The organism is Pantoea sp. LS15 (genome assembly GCF_012241585.1).
In the GTDB taxonomy this organism is placed as follows: domain Bacteria; phylum Pseudomonadota; class Gammaproteobacteria; order Enterobacterales; family Enterobacteriaceae; genus Enterobacter.
The window spans coordinates 1-1440 of sequence record NZ_JAAVXA010000033.1; the positions used below are offsets into that span (position 1 = coordinate 1).

1 protein-coding gene is annotated in these 1440 nt (G+C 46.2%); it reads right to left on the minus strand.

Translation table 11 applies throughout. The features are described 5' to 3' along the window. Positions 1-30: 30 nt before the first annotated feature. Positions 31-1388, minus strand: a protein-coding gene (locus HED65_RS22415; RefSeq protein WP_114980190.1) for an IS3 family transposase whose coding sequence is annotated in 2 segments (ribosomal slippage) — positions 31-926 and positions 926-1388 — 1359 coding nt in all. Because the reading frame shifts where the segments join, the coding sequence is not laid out codon by codon here. Between the last annotated feature and the right edge of the window lie 52 nt (positions 1389-1440).

Consider the following 1440-nt stretch of genomic DNA (forward strand, 5'->3'; position numbering starts at 1 on the left):
TGAAGTGAACCCCATATATTGGACACTTTCTTAACTGGCGGCTGACATGGCCTGAGTTCGGTATTGTACCGGACTCAGGCCGTTTAGTTTTAGCTTGATTCGTTCGTTGTTGTAGTAGTGGATGTACTCTTCCACCGTTCTTCGTAGATGGTCCGTATTTTCATACTCTTCGTGGTACCAACATTCTGTCTTCAACAGACCAAAAAAATTTTCTATTACTGCATTGTCCAGACAGTTCCCTTTGCGCGACATGCTTTGCTCTATACCTTTAACTTTAAGCTTTTCCTGATACCGCGCCATCTGATACTGCCAGCCCTGATCAGAGTGCAGTATCGGTCTGTCACCCGGCTTCAGCCTCTTCATGGCTTTGCTGAGCATGTTTTCAACCAGGTTCATTCCCGGATGCGTCGTCATATTCCAGGCTATTATCTCGCTGTTATACAGATCCAGCACTGGCGACAGATATAGCTTTGTCCCTTTTACATTGAATTCGGTCACATCTGTAACCCATTTCTGGTTTGGGCTGCTGGCCTTAAAATTACGGGACAGAATGTTTGGCGCGATTTTACCGTAGGTACCTTTGTATGACTGATACTTTTTACTTCTCAGGCATGAGGCCAGCCCCATCTTACGCATCAGTTTTCGTACTGTTTTATGATTTATTCCGTAGCCTTCATTGCGCAACGCCAGGGTAATGCGGCGGTAACCATATCGTCCTTTATGATAATGAAATAGTGCAGCTATTCTTTGCTGTTCGCCTTCAAAGCGTTCTCCACAGCCCTCCGCCTTAACGTGCCAGTAGTACGTGCTACGCGGCAATCCTGCTATATGAAGCAGCATTCTCAGGTTATGGTTTTGCCTCAATTCGGTAATTATTTTTGCTTTGTCTTCTGCTTTTCCCGGATCAAGGCTTGAAGCTTTTTTAGGTAGGCATTTTCCGCTCGCAGGTATTCAAGCTCTTCTTCAACGCTCTGGAACGCTGGAGGGGGATTATTAAGTTTTTTATCTGACGTTTCGTTCTTCCCTGACTTCACCGGACGTCCTCTGGGTTTATCCTGTAGGGCAATAACACCGCCTTCACGGTAAAGGCGCTCCCACTTGCTGACAGTATAAGCGGTTGCGATAAAAAACTCCGCCGCAGCTTTCCGGGATGACTTGTTGTGTTGCTGCATCCAGAGCACAACAGACTCTTTAAACTCAGCAGAGTAAGCTCTGGTAGGAATGGTAAAACCGTCCACACCATTCACTTTCCAGTGTTCAGTCCAGCGTCTGACCGCTCCGTGATCGACGCCGAACAACCTGGCTGTTTTCTTTGCACCGTCACCACTGTTCAGATAGTGGAGAACAACTTTCTGCTTGAATTCAGATGAATATTTTTTTCTGCCCATTGAAACGCAAAACCCCTAATCATTGGATGTCCAACTTTCGGGGTTCACTTCA